This window comes from Stenotrophomonas sp. ESTM1D_MKCIP4_1 (genome assembly GCF_003086895.1).
Lineage (GTDB): Bacteria > Pseudomonadota > Gammaproteobacteria > Xanthomonadales > Xanthomonadaceae > Stenotrophomonas.
The window spans coordinates 3,397,074-3,420,037 of the sequence record NZ_CP026004.1 but is presented as its reverse complement, the minus strand read 5'-3'; the positions used below and the strand labels follow the sequence as shown (position 1 = coordinate 3,420,037).

Genomic DNA, 22,964 nt, shown 5'->3' with positions numbered 1-22,964 from the left:
GTGGGGATGAAGTTGTTGCGTGTAGCGGCGCCGTGGTGCTTCGCACTGGCGCTGATACTGTTCATTCGGCCGTACACGGGCATACGGCACGACGCGACTCTTTACTTGGTGCAGGGGCTTCGGGAAATTCATCCTGAAGTGTTCAACAAAGACTTGTTCTTTATCGCTGGTAGCCAAGCTGACTTTACGCTGTTCCCAAAGTTGCTTGGGTTGCTGCTTGGCTGGTTTGAGCCATCGCTGGTTTTCTTGGTCTTGGCGCTTGTAGGGCGGGTGGTTTTCTACCTCGCCACGGCATTTTTGATTTGGGCTGTATTTCCGCCAAAATTTCGATGGCTTTCCTTGCTCGCGGTTATCGTCATGCCGACGGGTTACGGCGCGTTTGGGATTTTTTCTTATGCAGAGCCATTTCTAACTGCACGGCCAATAGCGGAAGCCTTCAGTCTGGTTGCCATCGGATTGATGGTTCGGGGAAGAAAGTTTCCCGCGCTTGTTGCATTGACTGTTGGATTTCTTCTTCATCCACTGCAGGCAATTGCAGTCGGTGTCGTGGTTTGGTGTTGGCTTGTGGGTCAAGATCGGCGATGGCTTTGGTGCTTGTTTGGCGGGTTGCCGATATTGGTTCTTGCTGCCTGCGGCGTGCCGCCGTTCTCTGGGCTTTTTACTAGCATTGACCCGGAATGGCGGGGGTTGATTGAAGGCCTCAGCGAGCAAGTCTATTTGAGTGCCTGGACGCCCAGGGACTGGTGCATTGTCGTTGCAGATTTTTATTTGGTCAGCGTTGCGTGTCGTTCAGTTGGTGAATCTCCTGCACTTCGAGGGCTTTGGAGGGCGTCGATAATTTCTGGGGTTATCGGCTTGTCTTTCAGTGCTTTGTTCTCTGATTACTTTAGTTTAATGCTTCCTACGGGTTTGCAGTTGTGGCGCGTGCTTTGGGTGCTGCACTGGGTCGCTGTGGCGTCACTCCCTATTATTGTATGGAATGAATGGAATGCGACTGGCAAGGATAAGGTTGCTACAGCTCTGTTGGTGGTGATTGCCATAATTGGTGCAAGCGTTCCAAAGATAACGTTGCCTTGGGCAATATTGGGGCTTGTTCCGCTGCACATGATTTGGCCGCTGGTTCGGGCGAATGTATCCCCGGCCGTTAGGGTGTTTGTTCTTGCTGGTCTTGGCGCAGCGTTAATAGCTGCGTTTATCCGCTACGAGACTAAGGCGTGGTTACTTTATGCGGCGCTTGGTGCAGAATCTGGCATGGTTCGACAGGATGTAATTGCCTTCTCCTATCCACTGGTGTCGGCCGGATTCGTAGTTCTTGCGTGCTGGCTTTATCGAAAATCAGGCGAGGCGCTGCGAATGGGGTTTTCGGTGGTCTCGTTGTTGGCTTTGCTTTGGTCGGCGTCACTTTGGGATTCTCGCAGTCCATGGACGCTGGCAATGGAGACTGAGAAGCCGGATTTTGCGCGACTTATTCCGGAAGAGGCAGTTGTGTACTGGCACGATGCTGACAGGAGTCCGTTGGGGCCTTGGTTGTCCCTTGGGCGGGCTAACTACTTTAGCGGCTTTCAGTTGGCGGGTCAGATGTTCAACCGAGACACGCCTTTCATAGGCAGGACGCGTGAGCTTCAGATAGATCCGGTTGTGGTGCAGGGGGATGTCTGCGATCTGATCGGTCGAGTAGGGGGCGGAAGTAATTGCTTCATCACCAAAGAGGGATTGGCTCACATGTGCACTCCAGTAGAAGGGCGCTTGGGCCCCGATTACTTTGTCCTTCCATTTGATCAGCGTGAGAAAATTCGCGGAACTTGGGAGGTCAGGAATCCTCATACAGGTGCGATTCTGGAAAAGCTCTATCTATACAAATGCAGTGACTGGGTCTCAATCCTTGCTGGTCACTCGGGTAGTGTCCGCCCTCAATCCGGGGCGGCGTAATGAAGAGTGTATTGCGAGCAGCGCGGCTTAAGTTGCCTCGTGGAGTGGTCGGGGAGGGGGTTGCTTATTTGTGCGCGTCAGTTTTGGCGCTGGTTGTGGATTTTTCCGTATTTTTGCTGCTTTCAAGTTTCGGTCTTCATTGGGCTTCGTCCGCAGCAGGAGGCTTCATTTCGGGGTCGGTGGTCGCATACCTTGTTAGCATCAAGTACGTCTTTTCGCAGCGTTCGATGGAGTCGCGGTGCGCTGAATTGCTGGCCTTCGTATCAATCGGAGGCGTGGGACTGCTAGTCGTTCAGGGTGTGATGCTGGTAAGTGTCAATGGGTTGGGCGTTTCGGCGCTTGTGGCCCGATTGATTGCGGTTTTGTTTTCTTTCTTTTCAAATTTTGCACTGAGAAAGTTGATCGTTTTTCGCGCGCGTGAGCGTGATCGTAGTCAGGGCCTTGGGGAAGGTGAAGGGGAAGTGGCATGAGCAAGCATGTAGTAATCATCGGTGCAGGTCCTGCAGGGTTGACGGCGGCGCTGGAACTGGTCGGTCAGCCTGGCGTGACGGTGACGGTGCTCGAGGCGGACGACTGTGTGGGGGGCATTTCGCGCACGGTCAATCACAATGGAAACCGTATCGACATCGGTGGCCACCGGTTCTTCTCGAAGTCGGACTGGGTGATGCAATGGTGGGCAAACCTGATGCCCATCGAGCACAGCGGCGATGTGCCGTTGAACCTGCGTTACCAGGGGCGGGCGCGGGAAGGGCTGCCTGTTGGCGCCGCCGTGTCTGAAGGTGGTGAGCCGACGGCCATGCTCGTGCGCAACCGCTTGTCACGGATCTACTTCAATCGGCGTTTCTTCTCTTATCCGCTGAAGTTGAATGCCGACAGCTTCCGCAACCTGGGAATCGGCAAGTCCGCCCTGTTTGGTTTCAGCTATGTGCGTGCGCAGGTCAGCAAGATCGAGCCGGAAACGAGTCTGGAAGACTTTCTGATCAACCGCTTCGGCCAGCGCCTGTATCGCCAGTTCTTCAAGGAATACACCGAAAAGGTGTGGGGCGTGCCCTGCAACCAGATCAGTGCCGAATGGGGCGCGCAGCGCATCAAGAGCCTGTCCATCACCAAGGCAGTGTTCCACGCCATGCGCGGCATGCTGGGCCTGAATGGCAAGGTGGCGCAGACATCGCTGATCGAGAACTTCCTGTATCCGAAGCATGGCCCCGGTGAAATGTGGGAGACCGCCGCCCAGTTGTTCCAGGCGCGTGGCGGCACCCTGCTGATGAAGCACAAGGCAGTTGGCTTGGCGATGGAAGACGGCCAGGTGCGCAGCGTGACGGTGCAGGGGCCTTCCGGAGAGGCGTTCAAACTGGACTGCACGCACGCAGTGTCCACGATGCCCGTGCGCGATCTGGTGGCGGCGTCGCGGCAGAGCTGGGGCGAAGACATTGCTGCCATTGCCGATAATCTGCAGTACCGCGACTTCATCACGGTAGGGTTGCTGTACCGTGCCAACGAATTGCCGCGGGCGCTCGGCGACAACTGGATCTACATCCAGGAGCCGGGAGTGAACGTGGGCCGCGTACAGGTCTTCAACAACTGGAGCCCGTACATGGTGAAGGACGCATCCATGGTCTGGATGGGTCTGGAATTTTTCTGCCGGGAAACCGACGACCTGTGGAAGATGCCCGATGCTGAACTCCAGCAGCTGGCGCAGCGCGAGATGCTGCAGATCGGGCTGGTTTCCGCCGCGACGGCTCAGGATGCCGTGGTCATCCGGGTGCCTAAGGCCTATCCGGGCTATTTCGGGGAGGCGTACGCACGCTTCGACGAACTGCGCTCGGCGCTGGATGCCGTGCCGAATCTGTTCCTGGTGGGACGCAATGGCATGCACCGCTACAACAACCAGGATCATTCGATGCTGACCGCCAAGGAAGCCGCCGACCAGATCCTGAGCGGCGTGGTGGACAAGAGCCGTTTGTGGTCCATCAACGTGGATGACGAGTACCACGAAGAAGCCAAGGCGTAAGCGTCGCCCGCTGTTGAACCCGCCTCCGGTGCCGGAGGCGGAGGCTCGGGGCGTCAATGGCTGGGTCCTCGTGGTCTTCCATGAGATGCAGGGGTGATCGAATGTGGAATGTCCTGGTCTGTGGCGGCGCCGGATACATCGGCAGCCACATGTCGCAGTGGCTGGCCGAGCGCGGCCATGCGGTGACGGTGCTGGACAATCTGTCCACGGGGCACCGCGAAGCGGTGAAATGGGGAGAGCTGATCCAGGCCGACCTGCTGGACCCGGCGTCGCTGGCGCGGGCTTTCGAGGGGCGCCGCTATGACGTGGTCATGCACTTTGCCGCAACCTCGCTTGTGGCGGCGTCGGTGGCCGATCCCTTGGCGACCTACCAGAACAACGTCACCGGCACGCTGAACCTTCTTCGGGAAATGCAGCGGCGGCAGGTGGGACGGATGGTGTTCTCGTCCACGGCGGCCGTGTTCGGGCAGCCTTCATCGGCGCTGATCGACGAACTGCAGCCGATGCATCCAATGAGTCCCTACGGTGCAAGCAAGCTTATGGTGGAGCGCATGCTGGCGGACGCCTGGGCAGCCTATGGTCTGTCCTCGGTGGTGCTGCGCTATTTCAATGCTGCCGGGGCATTGGCCGAGCATGGAATAGGGGAGGCACATGCGTGCGAGACCCACCTGATTCCGAATGTACTCAGGGCGGCGAGTGGCCATGCGCCGCCGCTGAAGGTGTTCGGAAATGATTACGCGACTGCCGATGGCACCTGCATCCGCGATTACGTGCATGTCCAGGATCTGGCGTGCGCGCACGGGCTGGCGATGGAGCTGCTGGAGCGCGCTCCCGGTGCCCACGATTTCAACCTGGGCAGCGAGCACGGCGACTCGGTCCTGGAGGTGATCGCGGCAGCGGCTGCGGTGGTGGGGCGACCCGTGCCCTACGAGGTGGTAGGGCGCCGGCCCGGCGACCCTCCGCGGCTGGTGGCGTCGAGCGCCAAGGCGAAGCAGGTGCTGGACTGGGAGCGCCGCTGGAGTTGCCTGGGGGGCATCGTGGAAAGCGCGTGGCGCTGGCATCGCGACCAGCCGTTCTAGGCGGCCGTCGGTTCCCCTCTCATGCCTTCACGGGGCGGCGGAGTTAGTATATTGACACTGTGTAGAACAGGTGGCCCCCGACTGCGGGGTGCCTGGCCCCCTAGAGGAATTGCATGAACGCCGTAACCACCGCCAATCTCGTCGGCATCACCGGCCTGGCCCGCCGCCTGGTCCAGGATGGCGCGCTGGATGAGGCTGCCGCCCGGGATGCCATGGCCAAGGCCGCTGCCGCCAAGCAGCCGCTGCCCACCTGGTTCGCCCAGAACAAGCTGGTCAGTCCCGCGCAGCTGGCGGCGGCCAATTCCGTCGAGTTCGGCATGCCGCTGTTTGACGTGTCCACGTTCGACAGCAGCCAGAACGCGATGACGCTGGTCAGCGAGGAGCTGCTGCGCAAGCACAACGTGCTGCCGCTGTTCAAACGCGGTGGCCGGTTGTTCGTGGGCACCAGCAATCCGACCCATTCGCTGGATGAGATCAAGTTCCACACCAACCTGGTGGTGGAGCCGATCCTGGTGGACGAAGACCAGATCCGGCGCACGCTGGAGCAGTGGCACGCCAGCCATGACACGCTGGGTGATTCGCTGGGCGGTGATGACGAGGCGATGGCCAACCTCGACATCTCCGGCGGCGACGAGGACATGGGGTCGACCGACAGTGGTGTTGACGCCAAGGGCGACGACACCCCGGTGGTGAAGTTCGTCAACAAGGTGCTGGTCGATGCGATCCGCAAGGGCGCGTCGGACATCCACTTCGAGCCCTACGAAGATGATTACCGCGTGCGCCTGCGCATCGACGGCCTGTTGAAGATGGTCGCGCGCGCGCCGGTGAAGTTGAACCAGCGTATCGCCGCGCGCCTGAAGGTGATGGCGCAGCTGGACATCGCCGAAAAGCGCGTGCCGCAGGACGGACGCATCAAGCTGAACCTGTCCAAGACCAAACAGATCGACTTCCGCGTCAGCACGCTGCCGACGCTGTTCGGCGAGAAGGTGGTGCTGCGTATCCTCGATGGCAGCGCAGCCAAGCTGGGCATCGACAAGCTGGGCTACGAGCCGGACCAGCAGAAGCTGTTCCTGGAGGCGATCCACAAGCCTTACGGCATGGTGCTGGTGACCGGCCCGACCGGTTCGGGCAAGACGGTGTCGCTGTATACCGCGCTGGGCATCCTCAACGACGAAACCCGCAACATCTCCACCGCCGAAGACCCGGTGGAAATCCGCCTGCCCGGCGTCAACCAGGTGCAGCAGAACAACAAGCGCGGCATGACCTTCGCCGCCGCACTGCGCTCGTTCCTGCGACAGGATCCGGACATCATCATGGTCGGCGAAATCCGCGACCTGGAAACGGCCGAGATTGCGATCAAGGCGGCGCAGACCGGCCACATGGTGCTGTCCACGCTGCATACCAATGATGCGCCGCAGACCATCGCGCGCCTGATGAACATGGGTATCGCGCCGTACAACATCACCAGCTCGGTGACGCTGGTGATCGCCCAGCGCCTGGCGCGCCGGCTGTGCAACAACTGCAAGCGTCTGGCCAACCTGCCCGCGCATGCGCTGCTGGCCGAAGGCTTCACCCAGGAACAGCTGGATGCGGGTATCGAGCTGTACGAGGCGGTGGGCTGCGATGAATGCACCGAGGGCTACAAGGGCCGTACCGGTATCTACCAGGTGATGCCGATGACCGACGAGATCTCGACGATCATCCTGGCCGGCGGCAATGCGCTGCAGATTGCCGAGGCAGCGCAGGCGATCAAGGTGAATGACCTGCGCCAGTCGGCGCTGAAGAAGGCTGCGGCGGGCGTGACCAGCCTGGCCGAGATCAACCGCGTCACCAAGGATTGATGCGGTTGCCCCGGTAGATCCACGCCACGCGTGGATGGCGCGGTGCCGATGGGGTCAGAGCCCTTTCCTGCGGAAAGGGATCCGACCCCGGTAGATCCACGCCACGCGTGGATGGCGCGATCCCGATGGGGTCAGAGCCCTTTCCTGCGGAAAGGGATCCGACCCCGGTAGATCCACGCCATGCGTGGATGGCGGGGTTCCCGATGGGGTCAGAGCCCTTTCCTGCGGAAAGGGATCCGACCCCGGTAGATCCACGCCATGCGTGGATGGCGGGGTTCCCGATGGGGTCAGAGCCCTTTCCTGCGGAAAGGGATCCGACCGCGGCTTCATTCCATTCCCAGCTTCTTCAGCTTGTAGCGCAGCGCCCGGAAGGTGATGCCCAGCTGCGCGGCGGTGCGGGTCTTGTTCCAGCGGTTCTCTTCCAGCGCACGCTGGATCGCACTGCGCTCGAGCTGCTCGATGTAGGAGGGCAGGGCGGCGCTGCCCGGCTGCAGGTCCACCACCGCTTCAGGGGCGGCAGGGCCTCCGGCCGTACGCGGGGCGTGCTGCGGCAGGCGCAGGTCGTCGACGCCGATGCGGTCTTCCTCGGCCAGGGCCAGGGCGCGCTCGAGGATGTTCTCCAGTTCGCGCACGTTGCCCGGGAAGCCGTAATGGGCGAGCGCGTCCAGCGCCGAGGGCGCCAGCAGCGGGGTGCTGCGGCCATGGCTGCGCGCCAGCCGCGAGAGGATGGAACCGGCCAGGTCCGGCAGGTCCTGGCGGCGCTCGCGCAGCGGCGGCACCTTCAGTTCGATGACGTTGATACGGTAGTAGAGATCGTGGCGGAAGCGCCCATCCTCCACAAGTTCGGCCAGATCCTTGTGGGTGGCCGAAAGAATGCGCACATCTACCGGTTCCTCGTTGGCCGCGCCCAGGGCGCGCACCGACTTTTCCTGGATGGCGCGCAGCAGCTTGACCTGCATCTGCAGGGGCAGCTCGGCCACTTCATCCAGAAACAGGGTGCCACCATGCGCGGCCTGGAACAGGCCGGGCTTGTCGGCATGGGCGCCAGTGAAGCTGCCCTTGCGGTGGCCGAAGAACTCGCTTTCCATCAGCTCGGCCGGGATGGCGCCGCAGTTGACCGGTATGAACGGGCCCGCCGCACGGGCACCCTGCGCATGGATCGTACGCGCGACCAGCTCCTTGCCCACCCCGGATTCGCCCAGGATGTAGACCGGCGCCTGGCTGCGGGCGACTTTGCCGATGGTGGCGCGCAGCACGTCCATCGCCGGCGAATGGCCGAGCAGGCGTCCAGCCTGTTCGGTGGCTGCCGCCGCGACCGGCCGTTCGCTGTTGTTGAGTTCCAGGGCGTGCTTGACCAGCCCACGCAGCACGCCGATGTCCACCGGCTTGCTGACGAAATCGAAGGCGCCGGCCTTCAGTGCTTCCACGGCCAGGTCCATGCTGCCGAACGCGGTGATCATCGCCACCGGCGTGCGCGGGTAATGCTGGGCAATCTCGCTGACCAGTTCGATGCCGTTGCCGTCGGGCAGCCGCATGTCGGTGATGCACAGGTCGTAGGGGTTGCTGGCCAGCAGTTCGCGGGCTTCGGCGAGGTTGGCGGCAGTGCTGATGCGCAGGCCCATGCGGCCAAGGGTCAGCACCAGCAGTTCGCGGATGTCGCGTTCGTCGTCGACGACGAGGGCGCTGCGGGTTTCATTCATGGGCAGAGAAGATAAACGAGGGGGCTGGAAGCGACAATTGTTTGACGCGGCGGATCAATGCGGAAGCAGGGCGTGAGGGCCGGGCAGGACCAGGCGGAAGCACGAGCCGCCGGCCGGGACCGGGATGTAATCCAGCCGGGCCTGGTTGGCGCGGCACAGTTCGCGGGCGATGTACAGGCCCAGGCCGGTGCCGTGCTCGGAGGTGGTGAAGAAGGGGCGGAACAGCTGTGCGGCCACCGCCTCGGGAATGCCGGGGCCACGGTCCATCACATCGATCACTGCGCTGCGTTCGTGCTGGGCCACCCGCAGGCGCACGCGCGCCGGCTGTTCGCCGATGCGGCCGTACTTCAGCGCGTTGTGCACCAGCACGGTAAGCACCTGGTAGAGGTGGCGGGTATCGACCAGGGCCGGTACCGAGGTGTCGTTGATGATCGGTTCGATGCTGTCTGTTTCCAGCGTCTGGCCCTGCTTGTACTCCAGCACGAAGCGGCGCACGAAGGCGGCCAGGTCGACGTTTTCGGGATTGGCGCGCTCGCGCCGGGCCAGCCCCAGCACGCTTTCAACGATGCCGTTCGTGCGCTGGCACTGCTGGTGGATGATCTGCAGCAGGCGGCGATCGCTTTCGTTGAAGCCGGTGCCTTCTTCCAGCAGCTGCACGGCGTAGTTGATGGCCGCCAGCGGGTTGCGGATCTCATGCGCCAGGCTGGCCGAGAAGCGGCCCATGGCCGAGAGGGTGAGCGACTCGGCGCGGCGCGAGACGACGCTGGAATCGTCCAGGAAAACCAGGGCCAGTTCGCTGCCGGCCAGCAGGCGGGCAAAGCGCGGCTGCACTTCCGGCTGGTCGGGGTTGAGCTGCAGCGGCAGTTCCTCCTGGGCCCAGCCGTTGCGCCAGCGGCTCAGGCGCCGGGCCAGTTCGGGGGCGATGCTGGCCAGATCCAGCTGCCCGGTTTCGCCCACGCCATCGTTGTCACCCAGCAGCAGGGAGGCGGCTTCGTTGGCCAGGGTGATGCGGTTGTCGCCATCGACGACGATCACCCCGGTGCGCATGCGGCGGATGATCAGTTCGTTGATCTGGAACAGGTTGGCCACTTCATCGCCGCGCTGGTTGGCCAGCTGCTGGTTGCGGCGCGCGCGGCTGCCGACCTGGTAGCTGATGAAGGCCAGGGCCAGGTAGCTGGTGGCGAACATGGCCAGTTCGGCCAAGGTGCGGGTGGGGTCGCCGCCCTCCAGCACCTTCCAGAGGTACTCGGCAGCGGTGGCGACGCTGGCCACCAGGGCCAGCAGCAGGCCCCAGCTGAGTGGCAGCAGGGTGGCCGCAGCGGCGATGTTGAACAGCAGCGACATCGAGATGCCGGCACTGGCGCCGGGCAGGGCATGGGCCAGCAGGATGGCGGCAATGATGTCCAGCAGCACGCCGGTCACCACGATGGGCAGCAGCCAGCGCTCGCTGCGGCCAACCACCAGCAGCAACAAGGAGAGTGCCAGATAGGACGCCCCGACCAGATAGGCCAGGCGCGGGTGGTGTGCCTCACCGACCATCACCGACAGCGGGCTGTACAGCAGCGCGGCGATGACCGAAGCGATCAGCACGCGGTACAGCGCGAAGAAGTACAGCTCGCGCCGTGGAATCGATTCGATGCGGTCGATCAATGAAGCGCTGGGTGACACGCCGGAACTCCCCTTCTGGCTGCCTTGAACTGGGTTTTGGCGGCGGTTGCCTGCAGCGTACCCGATGTTCCCCCGATCATCGGATGCGACGCTACCGGACCGAGTATAGGCTCCGCCGGGCGCGTCGTGGGACCGTTTTCAGGCCTCCGGCAGGCTGCTTTCCTGCGCACTCGGGGCGGCCCGGTCCCCGCCGGGCACTCCGCTGGGGCGGCGCAACTGTCTGAATGAACGCGGAAATCTGCCCGGGTCCGGCTCGTTGTACCGGGTTCTTTGCGCCCCGGCGCTGGCTCGGCCACAATAGTGGGCCCGCCGCGGTCCATGCCGGCGCCCCGCCGGGGCCCCTGAGGAATTGCGTGCGGTCGTTCCTATTCCCACGGTGACGCATGAATTTCCACGAATACCAGTCAAAACAGCTGCTTGCCGAGTACGGCATCCCGGTCCCGGCCGGCAAGGTCGCGGCGACCCCGGACGAAGCAGTCGATGCTGCCAACTCCCTGGGCCAGGGCCCCTGGATGGTCAAGGCGCAGATCCACGCTGGCGGCCGCGGCAAGGCTGGCGGCGTCAAGTTCTGCAAGACCACTGACGACGTGAAGGCCGCTGCGGCCAAGATGCTCGGCACCAAGATGGCCACCTACCAGACCGCAGGCGTTGAACTGCCGGTCAACCTGGTGCTGGTGACCACCGCCGGCGAGATCGTCAAGGAACTGTACCTGTCGGTGCTGGTTGACCGTGGCACCAAGACCATCACCTACATCGCCTCTTCGGAAGGCGGCGTGGAGATCGAGCAGGTCGCCGCTGAAACCCCGGAGCTGATCCACTCGCTGAACGTCGACTTCGTCGAAGGCGTGCAGGGCTACCACGGCCGTGATTTCGGCTTCAAGCTGGGCCTGACCGCCAAGCAGGCCGGCCAGTTCGCCAGCATCATGGTGAACCTGTACCGCCTGTTCAACGAAAAGGACCTGGCCCTGGTTGAAATCAACCCGCTGGCCATCCTGGACGACGGCAACCTGTACGCGCTGGACGGCAAGTTCGACAGCGACGACAACGCCGCCTTCCGCCAGAAGGCCCTGGTCGCCATGCGCGACAAGACCCAGGAAGATCCGACCGAAGTGATCGCTTCGGAACTGGACATCAACTACGTCACCATGGACGGCAACATCGGCTGCATGGTGAACGGCGCCGGTCTGGCCATGGCCACCATGGACGTCATCAAGCTCAACGGCGGCGAGCCGGCGAACTTCCTGGACGTGGGCGGTGGCGCCAACAAGCAGCGCGTCATCGAAGCCTTCAAGCTGATCCTGTCCTCGGACAAGGTCGAAGGCATCTTCGTCAACATCTTCGGCGGCATCGTCCGCTGCGACATGATTGCCGAAGGCATCATCGCCGCTGTGAAGGAAGTGGGCGTCAAGGTTCCGGTCGTGGTGCGCCTGGAAGGCACCAACGTGGAAGAAGGCAAGCAGCTGCTGCGTGACAGCGGCATGGCCATCATCCCGGCTGACAACATCAACGATGGCGCCAAGAAGATCGTTGAAGCTGTCAAGAACGCCGCCTGATACCGACACCAAGGAATTCCAATGTCTGTTTTGATCAACAAGAACACCAAGGTGATCGTGCAGGGCTTCACCGGCCAGCAGGGCACCTTCCACGCCACTCAGATGATCGAGTACGGCACCCAGGTTGTGGGCGGCGTGACCCCGGGCAAGGGTGGCACCACCCATATCGACCTGCCGGTCTTCAACACCGTTGCCGACGCCGTGCAGAGCACCGGCGCCAACGCTTCGGTCATCTACGTGCCGCCGCCGTACGCCGCTGACGCGATCCTGGAAGCTGCTGCTGCCGGCATCACGGTCATCGTCTGCATCACCGAAGGCATTCCGGTGCTGGACATGCTGCGCGTGAAGAACGTGCTGACCCGTTCGCATCCGGACACCGTGCTGATCGGGCCGAACTGCCCGGGCGTCATCACTCCGGGTGAGTGCAAGATCGGCATCATGCCGGGCCACATCCACAAGCCGGGCAAGATCGGTATCGTGTCGCGTTCGGGCACCCTGACCTATGAAGCGGTCAAGCAGACCACCGAAGTCGGCCTGGGCCAGTCCACCTGCATCGGCATCGGCGGTGACCCGATCAACGGCCTGAACTTCGTCGACTGCCTGAAGCTGTTCAACGAAGATCCGCAGACCGAAGGCATCATCATGGTCGGCGAAATCGGCGGTGACGCTGAAGAAGCCGGCGCCGAGTACATCAAGAACCACGTGAAGAAGCCGGTTGTCGGTTTCATCGCCGGTGCGTCGGCTCCGGCCGGCAAGCGCATGGGCCACGCCGGTGCGATCGCCTCGGGCGGCAAGGGCACTGCGGAAGGCAAGTTCGCCGCCATGGAAGCTGCCGGTGTTGTCACCGTCCGCTCGCCGGGCGATCTGGGCGCCGCCATCGCCAAGCTGGTCAAATAAGATTGTTGCCGGCCTGCGGCCGGCGCGATTGGTAGAGTCGACTGTCAGTCGACTGCTTGAAACAGAAAGGCCGCCTCCAGGCGGCTTTTCTGCGTCTGGAGGTGTCCCGGTCGGCCCATCCACGCATGGCGTGGATCTACTGGGGAGGGTCAGGCGAGCGCTTGGCGCGGCGCTACAATGGGCCATTGCAACCACAGGCTGGATTCCCATGGCTTCGATCCGCATCGCGATGGCGCAGTTCGACTTCCCCGTCGGCAATGTCGCCGGCAACACCGAGCGCATCATCGAGATGATCGGCCAGGCGCGCGAGGAGTACGGCGCCGAGCTGGTGATGTTCCCCGAGCTGGCGGTGAGCGGTTACCCGCCGGAGGACCTGCTGCTGCGCCCAGGCTTCCTGTACGAGTGCGAGCAGGCCATGGGCCGCATCGCCGCAGCCTGCCGCGGCATCACCGCCGTGGTCGGCTGGCCGCAGGCGGCCGGTGCAGTGGTCTACAACGCCGCCAGCGTGCTGCGTGACGGCCTGATCGAGCGTACCTACCGCAAGCGCGAGCTGCCCAACTATGCGGTGTTCGACGAACGCCGCTACTTCGATGTGGACCCGGACGGCGGCAGCTGCGTGTTCGACGTCAACGGCGTGCCGGTGGGCCTGTTGATATGCGAGGACCTGTGGTTTGCCGAGCCCATGGCCGACACCGTGCGCGAAGGTGCGCAGCTGGTGGTGGTCCCCAACGCCTCGCCGTACGAACGGGGCAAGCATGCCCAGCGTGATGCCGTGCTGGCCGCACGCACCCGTGAGAGCGGGGCGGCGATCGCCTACCTCAACGTGGTCGGTGGCCAGGATGCGCTGGTGTTCGATGGCGCGTCGGTGGTGGCGGATGGCGACGGCACGGTGCACCCGGCGGCGGCCGCCTTCGTCGATCAATGGCTGGTGGTGGACTACGACAGCCAGACCCGCCGCTTCCTGCCGCACGTGTGGATGGACGATGGTGACGAGAGCATGGACGCGCTGGCCTGGCGCGCGGTGACCCGCGGCATCCAGGACTACTGCCGCAAGAACGGCTTCAGCAAGGTGTGGCTGGGCCTGTCCGGCGGCATCGACTCGGCACTGGTGCTGGCCCTGGCAGTCGACGCCATGGGCGCTGAGAACGTTACCGCCGTGCGCCTGCCGTCGCGCTACACCGCAGGCCTGTCCAACGACCTGGCGGCCGAGCAGTGCCAGGCGCTGGGCGTGAAGCTGGAGGCGGTCTCCATCGAGCCGGCCTTCAAGGGCCTGATGGAGTCGCTGGCGCCGATGTTCGAGGGCACCACGCCGGATGTGACCGAAGAGAACCTGCAGTCGCGCAGCCGTGGCGTGATCCTGATGGCGCTGGCCAACAAGTTCGGCGGCCTGCTGCTGACCACCGGCAACAAGAGCGAGTACGCGGTGGGCTACGCCACCATCTACGGCGACATGTGCGGTGGCTACGCGCCGCTGAAGGACCTGTACAAGACGGAAGTGTTCGGCCTGTCCAAGTGGCGCAACACCGTCGGCGGCGCGCCGGTGATCCCGCCGGCCGTGATCAGCCGCCCGCCGTCGGCCGAGCTGCGCGACAACCAGCTGGACCAGGATTCGCTGCCGGCCTACGACGTGCTGGACGGCATTCTGTACCGCTATGTGGACCAGGAGCAGTCGCGCACGGAGATCGTGGCGGCCGGCTACGACGCGGCCGTGGTCGACCGCGTGCTGCGCCTGGTGCGCATCAGCGAGTGGAAGCGGCACCAGGCCGCGCCGGGCCCGAAGGTGTCGCGCCGGGCGTTCGGGCGTGAGCGGCGGTATCCGATCAGCAACGGGTACAAGAGCTGAGGGGCGCTATCGCGCCATCCACGCATGGCGTGGATCTACCGGGTCATCCACGCATGGCGTGGATCTACCGGGCCATGCACGCATGGCGTGGATCTACCGTCATCCACGCATGGCGTGGATCTACTGGGTCATCCACGCATGGCGTGGATCTACCGGGTCATCCACGCATGGCGTGGATCTACTGGGCTATCCACGCCGTGCGTGGATGGGGCATTCCCATCGTCCCAAAGAAGAAGGGCCCCTTGCGGGGCCCTTTTTCTTACTTCTTTTCCAGCCGCGCGTTGCGCTGGCCGGTGCTGGCCGACTTCTCGCCGGCAAACGGGTTCAGCTTGCGGATCATCCACGGGTACTTCGGCCACTTGCCTTCCAGCCACGGGTGCTGGGGCTGGTTCAGGGTCAGCACGCGACGGGCGTCGTCAGCCAGGGTCTTGTTGCCCAGGTGGGTGTAGGCCTCGCCCAGCACCGCCACGGCGTCGTACTGGAACGCGCTCTGCGGGTAGGTTTCCAGCAGGAAGTTGGCGCGGCCGGCGGCCGAAACGTACGCCTCGCGACGCAGGTAGTACAGGGCGTTGTCCAGCTCGTGCTGGGCGAACACATCACGCAGCTCGATCATGCGCTGGCGCGCGTCGGCGGCATAACGGCTGTTCGGGTAACGGTCGACAACGATGTTGAAGTCCGAATAGGCCTGGTGCGGGGTGGACAGATCGCGACGGCTCGGGTCCAGTGACCATACGCGACGCAGGAAAACCGTATTGCGGTTGGAGTTGGCCAGGCCGCGCAGGTAGTACAGATAGGCGATGTTGCGGTGGGTCGGGTAGGTACGGATGAAGCGGTCGATGCTGGACACCGCGTCATCGTGCTTGCCGGCCTTGTACTGCGCGTAGGCGGTTTCGATCATCGCCTGTTCGGTGTACGGGCCGTACGGGTACTGGGCCACCAGGCGGCGGAAGCTGGCTTCGGCGCCGCTCCAGTTGCCACCCTGCATGAGCTTGTGGCTCTTGTCGTACAGTTGTTCGACCGGCGTTCCTTCATCGGGGCGATCACCCTTCTTGGCGCCGCGATGGCAACCGGTGGCGGCGATGACCAGCACCAGCAGCAGGGCGGTGAGGCGGACGGGCGCGGAGAGCATGGAGGAGCGTCGGATCATGGGGTCAAGGCGGGACGCGTCTGGAATACGAAGGGTCGATGATAGCCTAGTGTCCTGTCCAGCGACTGAAACCGGTCGGCCGGACCCCAAAAATTTGAAGATACCCCCCTGCCATGTCTGAACAACCCTCCGAATCGGCCCGCCAGGCCATCGTCCCCGACACCTCCGCCGGCCGTCGTTTCGACGCGGTCGTGGCCGAGCTGTTCCCCGAATACTCGCGGTCGCGCCTGACCGAATGGATCAAATCCGGCAATGTGCTGCTGGATGGTGCCCAGGCCCGGCCGCGCGACCCGCTGCGCGGTGGCGAGGCCGTCACCCTGAACGTGGTGCTGGATACCCAGACCGACGCCCAGCCGGAAGACATCCCGCTGGACGTGCTGTTCGAGGACGAGCACCTGCTGGTGATCAACAAGCCGGTCGGCCTGGTGGTCCATCCGGGCGCCGGCAACCACAGCGGCACCCTGGTCAATGCGCTGCTGTACCGCGACCCGTCGGTGGCGGTGCTGCCGCGCGCGGGCATCGTGCACCGCCTGGACAAGGACACCAGCGGCGTGATGGTCGTGGCGCGCACCCTGGAAGCGCAGACCGCGCTGGTCGAGCAGCTGGCCGCGCGTGACGTGCACCGCCAGTACCTGGCCATCGTGATGGGCGCGATGGTGGCGGGCGGTACCGCCGATGCCCCGATCGACCGCCACCCGCGCGACCGCCTGAAGATGGGCGTGCGCGAGGACGGCAAGGAAGCGATCACCCATTACCGCCTGCGCGAGCGTTTCCGTGCGCACACCGCGCTGGAATGCCGCCTGGAAACCGGCCGCACGCACCAGATCCGCGTGCACATGGCGCACATCCGCCACCCGATCATCGGCGACCCGCTGTACGGCGGCGCGCTGAAGCTGCCCAAGGGCGCCAGCGATGAACTGGTCGCGGCCCTGCGCGGCTTCAAGCGCCAGGCCCTGCACGCGGAGACCCTGGAGTTCGTGCACCCGATCACCGGTGAGCAGGTACGCAATACGGCGCCGGTGCCGGCGGACATGCTGCAGCTGATGAAGGTGCTGCGCGAGGACAGCGCGGCCTTCGCCGAGCGCGAGCGGGACCGCTGGTGATGGACGCCGCGCTGCCGCTGCTGCAGGCCGACTGGCCGGCGCCCCCGGGCGTCCACGCGCTGACCACGCGTCGGCACGGCGCGGGCATCTCGCCGGCGCCGTTCGCGCAGTTCAACCTGGGCAACCGGCACGCGGCCGATGGCGATACCCCGGCCAACGTCGAGCACAACCGGCAGCTGCTGCAGCAGGGCCTGGCGCTGCCCTCGGCGCCGCACTGGCTGCGCCAGGTGCACGGCACCACCGTGCTGCGTTTCGACGCGGCGCCGGTGGCCGGTGCCAGCGAACCGGTGGCCGATGCCGCAGTGACCTCAGTGCGCGGCGTGGTGCTGGCCATCCTCACCGCCGACTGCCTGCCGGTGGTGTTCGCCGCGGCGGACGGCAGCGAAATCGGCGCGGCGCATGCTGGCTGGCGTGGCCTGGCTGACGGCATGCTGGAACACACGGTGGCCGCCATGAACACCCCGCCCGCGCAGCTGCGCGCCTGGCTGGGCCCGGCGGCCGGCCCGCAGGACTATGAGATTGGCGAAGAGGTCTACCACGCCTTCGTCGGCCACGACCCCGGCGCGGCTGCGGCCTTCATCGCCACCCGTGAGGGGCACTGGAAGGTGGACCTGTTTGCGCTGGCCCGGCAGCGGCTGCAGGCCGCCGGGCTGGATGCGGGGAACATCCACGGCGGCACGGTGTCGACCATGGCCGACCCGGACCTGTACTCGCACCGCCGCGACCGCCGCACCGGGCGGATGGCCACGCTGGTGTGGATGGCATGAAGCCGACTGGCGGTGCTCTGGGGTCAGAGCCCTTCCCTGGCGGGAAGGGATCCGACCCCATGACCGGAGCGGGGTCAGAGCCCTTTTCTGCCGAAAAGGGATCCGACCCCATGGCTGGCGCAGCCTCTGACCCCCATCCCTCGGCCGTGATCGTCTTCGATGGCGTCTGCGCGCTCTGCAGCCGCTGGGTGCGTTTCCTGCTGCGCTTCGACCGCCAGGGGCGCTACCGCTTCGCGGCGATGCAGGGTGCGCAGGGCAGTGCGCTGCTGCGTGCCAACGGGCTGGACCCGCACGATCCCCTGTCCTTCCTGCTGGTGGATGCGCAGGGCGCTTGGAGCGACACGGACGCGATCCTGCGCGTGCTGACGGGTCTGGGCGGCGTGTGGCGCGTGGCGGGCCTGCTGCGCGTGCTGCCGCGCCGTGTGCGCGACGTGGCGTACCGCGCTCTGGCGCGCAACCGTTATCGCTGGTTCGGCCGGCATGACGCCTGCTACCTGCCGACCCCGGAACAGGCGGCCAGGTTCCTGGATTGAAGGCCGCCGGTTTTTTGTAGAGTCGAGCCGTGCTCGACTCTACAGTCGGCGGTGGCTCATTCCAGCAGCTGGTAGGCGATGCGCCGGTTGCGTGCGCGCCCCGCATCGCTGCGGTTGTCGGCGATGGGCTGGTCCTGGCCGTAGCCCACGGGCACCAGCACGGCAGGTGCGCCGCGTTCCTGCAGCGCCTGCACCACGGCATCGGCCTGCCGCTGGCTCAACTGCTGGTTGGAACGGGCGTCGCCGTGGCTGTCGGTATGGGCCGCGACTTCCACCCGCGTGCCGGCTGTCGCGCTGCGCAGCGTCGCAGCCACCGCATCCAGCGTCTCGTAGGAATCACCCGTCAGCTCTGACGAACCTGGATGGAATTTCAGGCGCGTGAGGTTGAGCGCGGCCATGCGGTCGGCGTGGCCGGCATCGGCTGGCAGCTGCGCCAATGCGGCAAGCCCCGGCCCCCACAGCCCGCGCATCTGCAACGCAGGAAAATCCTGGCGCAGGCGCTGCGATATCGCCTGTCGCTGTGCGTCGGCCAAGGCCGTGGTGTCGATGCGCAGCTGCGGTCCATCGAACTCCAGGCGCAGGCCATCCCCCTGCAGGTGCGGCAGATCGCTCACCAGCCTGTCCAGCCAGCGCGGCGGCTGCGCGCGTGGGTTGAGCGCGATGCCGCCGCTGAGGTTCTGCTGGCCGTGGATGGCCTTGAGGGCATTCCACAGGCGCCTGCGGTCGGATTCACTGGGCAGGCTGCCCTGCACCTGGACCCGCTCGCCATCCTGCTGCAGGAACACACGCGATGCGTGATCGTAGGAAAGCTCCTGCGTCGTCCACAGCGGCGTGCGTGCCTTGAGCAGCACCCAAGTGGTGAGGGTGAGCACGGTGAGGGCGGCCAGGATCCACAGCAGGCTGCGCAGGGCCATGCCGTACGTGGCGTGCGATGGCACTGCGCCGGACATCCGCCGGCGCCAGGCTGGCGCAACGCCACCGCCAGACCGCGCTGCCGGCATGCGGTAGGGCCCCGCGGCAGTCGACACCAGGGCAATCACGCCAGGCAGCAGCTGGCAGACCACCACCCGGAACGCGCCGGCTGACATGCCGCAGCGATGGGCGAGCAGGGCCAGGGTGTGCGTCCCCAACGCACGTTCCAGTTCGCTGGCAATGATGGGCTGGCGCAGCTGCCCGGTGTGCCGCCAGGAATGGAAGCGTGCGGCCAGGCCTGTCGCCTCGAACCGCTGCTGCAGACCGTCCAGGCCACCGGGATGGGACGTGACCCATGCGGAAAGTACGTCGATCACCCAGCGGGAGCGATGCCCCAGTTCCAGGTGGGTGGCAGCCTCTTCAACGAAACGGTCGTAAGCGCTCATGCAGAATTCCCAGAAATGTGATGTACGTCGAGGCGCACGTGTGGTAACTGCGGGCGATGGCCTCGGGGGCGCCACTCTGGGGAAATCGCGTCAACGACAAATGAAATGTCGGGGCTGCTTCGGCTTTCGTTTGCCCATGGATGCATCTCGATGAGGCGCAGCGATGAGCGCACGCCTTGGGGCAAGCGGCTTCCGGAAAAAAGCGGGTTGATTGCGACATCAGATGCCGCAGCTCACCTGGGTTGCATGGACGGCATCCTGCGCACTGCGATAGTGCTGAAAACGACAAATCTGCAGGGCGCAGCGCGGTGATCCGCGCGTGCAAAAAAAAGCCGGGCAATCGCCCGGCATGCACAGTCAGGTTGCAGGTGAATGGGGAATTACGCTTCAAGCGCCTCAAGATAACTGCGGCGCCAGTGGTTGATGTCGTAGGTGCGCAGGTGGTCCATCATCGCGTGCCAGCGTTCCTGGCGTCGGCGCAGCGACATGGTCGCCGCGGTGGCGATGGCATCGGCCACGCCGTCCAGGTCGTGCGGGTTCACCAGCAGCGCCTGCTTCAGTTCGTCGGCCGCGCCGGCCAGCAGGGACAGCACCAGCACGCCAGGATCCTCAGGGTCCTGCGAGGCCACGTATTCCTTGGCCACCAGATTCATGCCATCGCGCAGCGGAGTCACCAGGCCCACCGCTGCGGCGCGGTAGAAGCCGGTGAGCGTGGCGTGGGTGAAGTTCTGGTTGACGTAGCGCAGCGGCGTCCAGTCGGGCTCGGCGTGGCCGCCGTTGATGTGCCCGGCGATCTGCTCGAGCTGGCTGCGCAGCTGCCGGTATTCGGTCACGTCGCCACGTGATACCGGGGCGATCTGCAGGTAGGTGAGGGAACCGCGCTGGTCGGGGTGACGTTCCAGGTAGCGTTCAAAGCCAAGGAAGCGCTCGGGCAGGCCTTTGGAGTAATCCAGGCGGTCCACGCCGATGGCCAGCTGGCGGTTGCGCAGGCTGCTGCGCAGGTCCTTCACCGACGCCTTGCTGGCGGCGGTGGCCGCCTGGCGGGCGATGAGTCCGGTATCAATGCCGATCGGGAAGGCGGCCGCGCGGAAGCGGCGGCCGCCCGGTGCTTCCAGCCGGCCGTCTTCCAGTACGCGGCCACCGCCGAACAGGCGCAGGTAGGTCTGGAAACGGTCGGCGTCGCGCTGGGTCTGGAAGCCGACGAGGTCGTAGGCATAGAGCGCCGAGAACAGCCGCAGATGGTCCGGCATGGCCTGCAGCAGGTCGGCCGACGGCATCGGGATATGCAGGAAGAAGCCGATCCTGCAGCCGATGCCGCGCTCGCGCAGCATCGCGCCCAGCGGAATCAGGTGGTAATCGTGGATCCAGACGATGTCATCCTCGCGCAGCAGTGGCGCGAGCTTGTCGGCGAACAGCGCATTGACCTTGTGGTAGGTCTCGCGGGTGCCGCGGTCGTAGTCGACCAGGTCCAGGCGGAAGTGCAGCAGCGGCCACAGCGTGCGGTTGGAGAAGCCGTTGTAGTAGCCATCCACATCGCGCTTGGCCAGGTCCATGGTGACGTACTCGATGTCACCTTCCTTCTGCTGGTGCAGCGTGCCGCTGGCATCTTTCGCGTTCTTGCCGCTCCAGCCGAACCACATGCCGCCGCGCTCCTTCAGCGCGGCCAGCAGGCCGACGGCCAGGCCTCCGGCGCGGCTTTCGCCCGGCACGGCGACCCGGTTGGATACAACAACCAAGCGGCTCACGATGCCTCCTGCCAGGAACGCGACAGGCGCATGGCCGCGGTGATCAGGCCGACGTGCGAATAGGTCTGCGGGAAGTTGCCCCACGCTTCGCCACCATCGAAGGCCAGGTCTTCCGAGAGCAGGCCCAGGTGGTTGCGCTGCTTCAACAGCAGCTCGAACATCTCGCGCGCTTCATCCATGCGGCCGATCGCGGCCAGTGCATCGATGTACCAGAAGGTGCAGATGGTGAAGCTGGTTTCCGGTTCGCCGAAATCATCCGGGGCGATGTAACGGTACAGCGAATTGCCATGCTTCAGATCGCGGCCGATGGCCTCGACGGTAGCGACGAAGCGGGCATCCAGCGCATCGATGAAGCCGATGTCGGCCAGCAGCAGCAGCGAGGCATCCAGCCGGTGGCCATTGAACGTATCGGTGAAATGGCCCAGTTCATCGCTCCAGGCATCGGCCATGATGCGCGCATGGATGCTGTCGGCACGCTCGCGCCAGTAGTTCGCACGGTCGTCGCGCTTCAGCCGCACCGCGATCTTGCACAGGCGGTCGCAGGCGGCCCAGCACATGGCGCTGGTGTAGGTATGCACTTCGGTGCGCCCACGGAATTCCCACAGGCCGGCATCGGGCACGTCGTGCAGGGCGAAGGCCTGCTCGCCCAGCGGTTCCAGTCGCGCGAAGGTGTGTGCATCGCCCGGATCCTGCAGGCGGCGGTCGAAGAACAGCTGGGTGGAGGCCAGCACCACGCTGCCGTAGACATCGTGCTGGCGCTGTACCCAGGCCAGGTTGCCGCGGCGCACCGGGCCCATGCCGCGGTAGCCGGACAGGCTGGGCACTTCGTTCTCGTCCAGCTTGGCCTCGAAGCCGATGCCGTACAGCGGCTGCAGCGTGCCGTCGGTGGTTGCCAGGTTGAAGATGTAGCCGAGGAACTGCTCCATGGTGCGGGTGGCACCGAGGCGGTTCAACGCGCGCACCACGAAGGCCGCATCGCGCAGCCAGCAGTAGCGGTAATCCCAGTTGCGCACGCTGCCGGGCGCCTCGGGAATGGAGGTGGTCATCGCCGCGATGATCGCGCCGCTGTCCTCGTACTGGCACAGCTTCAGGGTGATCGCACTGCGGATGACCGCATCCTGCCATTCCAGCGGAATGGACAGGTAGCGCACCCACTCGCGCCAGTAATCGCGGGTGCGCTGGAAGGCTTCCTGCACGTAGCCGCTGATGGAGCGGTTGAGCGATTCGTCCACCCCCAGGATCAGATGAATGGGGTGGTTGAGCACGAACGGCAGGCCATCGCGCACCATGCGCACGGGCACGTCGGTGGTCAGCCGCAGCACATGCTCGGGCAGGATCCAGCGCACGTGGTTGCTGCCCCAGGTCGATTCGGGCACGCGTGCGCCCCAGTCGGCCAGCGGGCGCGCCAGCACGGTGATGCGCGGGCTGCCGGTCAGTGGCCGTACCTGGCGGATCAGGCTGACCGGGCGATAGAAGCGGTCGTTCTGGCGCCAGCGTGGGGCGAAGTCGAGGATTTCCAGCGAACCGCCGTGGTGGTCGTGCAGCACGGTGCGCAGGATCGCGGTGTTGGTCAGGTACTCCTGCTCGCTGCTGGCGAAATCCTCCAGCTCGATGGCGAAGTCGCCGCCGGTCTGCTGGTTGGGCCCCAGCAGGGCGCAGAAGGTGGGATCGCCGTCGAAGGTGGGCAGGCAGCTCCAGACAACGCGGGCATGTTTGTCGACCAGGGCGCCGAAGCTGCCGTTGCCGACCACGCCCAGATCAAGATCGGGTTGGGTCATCACGCGGTACAT

General features: G+C 64.9%; 17 protein-coding genes. 11 read left to right on the top strand and 6 right to left on the bottom strand.

Annotated features, from left to right (window positions below):
- Positions 1 to 6 precede the first annotated feature (6 nt).
- The 5 genes from C1924_RS20365 (at position 7) to pilB (ending at position 6,860) form a co-directional block, all read left to right on the top strand.
- A complete protein-coding gene (locus tag C1924_RS20365; protein WP_159094820.1) occupies positions 7 to 1,929 on the top strand; it encodes a hypothetical protein in 1,923 nt (640 codons plus the stop codon).
- On the top strand, positions 1,929 to 2,399 hold the full coding sequence (locus tag C1924_RS15600) for a GtrA family protein (protein ID WP_108766116.1): 471 nt from the start codon (positions 1,929 to 1,931) through the stop codon (positions 2,397 to 2,399). The genes C1924_RS20365 and C1924_RS15600 overlap by 1 nt, the downstream gene beginning before the upstream one ends.
- Positions 2,396 to 3,940, top strand: coding sequence for an NAD(P)/FAD-dependent oxidoreductase (locus C1924_RS15595; protein ID WP_108766115.1), 1,545 nt, complete (start codon positions 2,396 to 2,398; stop codon positions 3,938 to 3,940). Before C1924_RS15600 ends, C1924_RS15595 begins: the two co-directional genes overlap by 4 nt.
- A gap of 101 nt (positions 3,941 to 4,041) precedes the next feature.
- A complete protein-coding gene (gene galE / locus C1924_RS15590; RefSeq protein ID WP_108766114.1) occupies positions 4,042 to 5,019 on the top strand; it encodes a UDP-glucose 4-epimerase GalE in 978 nt (325 codons plus the stop codon).
- A 113-nt stretch (positions 5,020 to 5,132) separates the two neighbouring features.
- The gene (gene pilB / locus C1924_RS15585) at positions 5,133 to 6,860 is read left to right on the top strand and encodes a type IV-A pilus assembly ATPase PilB (RefSeq protein ID WP_108766113.1); all 1,728 of its coding nucleotides are present in this window, start codon (positions 5,133 to 5,135) and stop codon (positions 6,858 to 6,860) included.
- A gap of 326 nt (positions 6,861 to 7,186) precedes the next feature.
- Here pilB and C1924_RS15580 read toward each other — a convergent pair whose 3' ends face one another.
- Positions 7,187 to 8,560: a sigma-54 dependent transcriptional regulator gene (locus C1924_RS15580; RefSeq protein ID WP_108766112.1), complete on the bottom strand. Its 1,374-nt coding sequence runs from the start codon at positions 8,558 to 8,560 to the stop codon at positions 7,187 to 7,189.
- A 54-nt stretch (positions 8,561 to 8,614) separates the two neighbouring features.
- Entirely contained in the window at positions 8,615 to 10,228 is a 1,614-nt protein-coding gene (locus C1924_RS15575; protein ID WP_108766111.1) for an ATP-binding protein, read from the bottom strand.
- A gap of 383 nt (positions 10,229 to 10,611) precedes the next feature.
- Here C1924_RS15575 and sucC point away from each other — a divergent pair, with 383 nt between their 5' ends.
- From sucC to C1924_RS15560, 3 genes are all read left to right on the top strand, one after another.
- Entirely contained in the window at positions 10,612 to 11,781 is a 1,170-nt protein-coding gene (sucC, locus tag C1924_RS15570; RefSeq protein ID WP_108766110.1) for an ADP-forming succinate--CoA ligase subunit beta, read from the top strand.
- Positions 11,782 to 11,802: 21 nt separating this feature from the next.
- Positions 11,803 to 12,678: a succinate--CoA ligase subunit alpha gene (gene sucD, locus C1924_RS15565; protein WP_108766109.1), complete on the top strand. Its 876-nt coding sequence runs from the start codon at positions 11,803 to 11,805 to the stop codon at positions 12,676 to 12,678.
- A gap of 208 nt (positions 12,679 to 12,886) precedes the next feature.
- Positions 12,887 to 14,521: an NAD+ synthase gene (locus tag C1924_RS15560; protein ID WP_108766108.1), complete on the top strand. Its 1,635-nt coding sequence runs from the start codon at positions 12,887 to 12,889 to the stop codon at positions 14,519 to 14,521.
- A 259-nt stretch (positions 14,522 to 14,780) separates the two neighbouring features.
- Here C1924_RS15560 and C1924_RS15555 read toward each other — a convergent pair whose 3' ends face one another.
- A complete protein-coding gene (locus C1924_RS15555; RefSeq protein WP_108766107.1) occupies positions 14,781 to 15,668 on the bottom strand; it encodes an outer membrane protein assembly factor BamD in 888 nt (295 codons plus the stop codon).
- A 113-nt stretch (positions 15,669 to 15,781) separates the two neighbouring features.
- Between C1924_RS15555 and rluD the strand changes: the two genes are divergently transcribed.
- The 3 genes from rluD to C1924_RS15540 all read left to right on the top strand — a co-directional run bounded on the left by rluD (position 15,782) and on the right by C1924_RS15540 (position 18,071).
- Positions 15,782 to 16,771, top strand: coding sequence for a 23S rRNA pseudouridine(1911/1915/1917) synthase RluD (rluD, locus tag C1924_RS15550; RefSeq protein ID WP_108766106.1), 990 nt, complete (start codon positions 15,782 to 15,784; stop codon positions 16,769 to 16,771).
- Entirely contained in the window at positions 16,771 to 17,538 is a 768-nt protein-coding gene (gene pgeF, locus C1924_RS15545) for a peptidoglycan editing factor PgeF (RefSeq protein WP_108766105.1), read from the top strand. Before rluD ends, pgeF begins: the two co-directional genes overlap by 1 nt.
- Before the next feature lie 110 nt (positions 17,539 to 17,648).
- Entirely contained in the window at positions 17,649 to 18,071 is a 423-nt protein-coding gene (locus C1924_RS15540) for a thiol-disulfide oxidoreductase DCC family protein (RefSeq protein WP_108766104.1), read from the top strand.
- A gap of 56 nt (positions 18,072 to 18,127) precedes the next feature.
- Here C1924_RS15540 and C1924_RS15535 read toward each other — a convergent pair whose 3' ends face one another.
- From C1924_RS15535 to C1924_RS15525, 3 genes are all read right to left on the bottom strand, one after another.
- A complete protein-coding gene (locus tag C1924_RS15535; RefSeq protein ID WP_108766103.1) occupies positions 18,128 to 19,429 on the bottom strand; it encodes an OmpA family protein in 1,302 nt (433 codons plus the stop codon).
- A gap of 380 nt (positions 19,430 to 19,809) precedes the next feature.
- Entirely contained in the window at positions 19,810 to 21,174 is a 1,365-nt protein-coding gene (gene otsA / locus C1924_RS15530; protein WP_108766102.1) for an alpha,alpha-trehalose-phosphate synthase (UDP-forming), read from the bottom strand.
- Entirely contained in the window at positions 21,171 to 22,952 is a 1,782-nt protein-coding gene (locus C1924_RS15525; protein ID WP_108767089.1) for a glycoside hydrolase family 15 protein, read from the bottom strand. The genes otsA and C1924_RS15525 overlap by 4 nt, the downstream gene beginning before the upstream one ends.
- Positions 22,953 to 22,964: the final 12 nt, after the last annotated feature.

Coding starts and splice junctions, on each gene's coding strand:
- sucD (WP_108766109.1), top strand. CDS start 11,803: ATGTCTGTTTTGATCAACAAGAACACCAAGGTGATCGTGCAGGGCTTC.
- pilB (WP_108766113.1), top strand. CDS start 5,133: ATGAACGCCGTAACCACCGCCAATCTCGTCGGCATCACCGGCCTGGCC.
- galE (WP_108766114.1), top strand. CDS start 4,042: ATGTGGAATGTCCTGGTCTGTGGCGGCGCCGGATACATCGGCAGCCAC.
- C1924_RS15540 (WP_108766104.1), top strand. CDS start 17,649: ATGGCTGGCGCAGCCTCTGACCCCCATCCCTCGGCCGTGATCGTCTTC.
- C1924_RS15595 (WP_108766115.1), top strand. CDS start 2,396: ATGAGCAAGCATGTAGTAATCATCGGTGCAGGTCCTGCAGGGTTGACG.
- C1924_RS20365 (WP_159094820.1), top strand. CDS start 7: ATGAAGTTGTTGCGTGTAGCGGCGCCGTGGTGCTTCGCACTGGCGCTG.
- C1924_RS15555 (WP_108766107.1), bottom strand. CDS start 15,668: ATGATCCGACGCTCCTCCATGCTCTCCGCGCCCGTCCGCCTCACCGCC.
- pgeF (WP_108766105.1), top strand. CDS start 16,771: ATGGACGCCGCGCTGCCGCTGCTGCAGGCCGACTGGCCGGCGCCCCCG.
- C1924_RS15535 (WP_108766103.1), bottom strand. CDS start 19,429: ATGAGCGCTTACGACCGTTTCGTTGAAGAGGCTGCCACCCACCTGGAA.
- sucC (WP_108766110.1), top strand. CDS start 10,612: ATGAATTTCCACGAATACCAGTCAAAACAGCTGCTTGCCGAGTACGGC.
- C1924_RS15580 (WP_108766112.1), bottom strand. CDS start 8,560: ATGAATGAAACCCGCAGCGCCCTCGTCGTCGACGACGAACGCGACATC.
- C1924_RS15525 (WP_108767089.1), bottom strand. CDS start 22,952: ATGACCCAACCCGATCTTGATCTGGGCGTGGTCGGCAACGGCAGCTTC.
- C1924_RS15600 (WP_108766116.1), top strand. CDS start 1,929: ATGAAGAGTGTATTGCGAGCAGCGCGGCTTAAGTTGCCTCGTGGAGTG.
- C1924_RS15560 (WP_108766108.1), top strand. CDS start 12,887: ATGGCTTCGATCCGCATCGCGATGGCGCAGTTCGACTTCCCCGTCGGC.
- rluD (WP_108766106.1), top strand. CDS start 15,782: ATGTCTGAACAACCCTCCGAATCGGCCCGCCAGGCCATCGTCCCCGAC.